Here is a 264-nt window from a genome sequence, read left to right as displayed (position 1 = left end):
GATGCGGTGCTGGTCTGCCCGCGTGATCAAGCCCAGGATGTTGGCGACCTCGTCAAATCATTGAAAGCAGAAGAGCGCGAGGAAACACAGGTGCATAGCCGTGTTTATCGGCCCTGGGGAAGCTACCAGGGAATCGACCGCGGCCACTATTATCAAGTCAAGCGCCTGACTGTCTCGCCCGGCAGTCGACTCTCACTGCAGCGTCCTCGCCATCGTGCCGAGCACTGGGTGGTTGTCGCCGGCGAGGCTGAAGTTACGTGCGAC

At 60.2% G+C, this 264-nt stretch carries 1 pseudogene; it reads left to right on the top strand.

The window, feature by feature from the left end:
- A pseudogene (gene cpsB / locus R0J92_RS23755) lies at window positions 1–264 on the top strand (mannose-1-phosphate guanylyltransferase/mannose-6-phosphate isomerase); the annotation flags it as partial.

The organism is Tritonibacter sp. SIMBA_163, assembly GCF_046535935.1.
In the GTDB taxonomy this organism is placed as follows: domain Bacteria; phylum Pseudomonadota; class Alphaproteobacteria; order Rhodobacterales; family Rhodobacteraceae; genus Epibacterium; species Epibacterium scottomollicae.
This window is presented reverse-complemented; position numbering and strand designations above follow the sequence as displayed.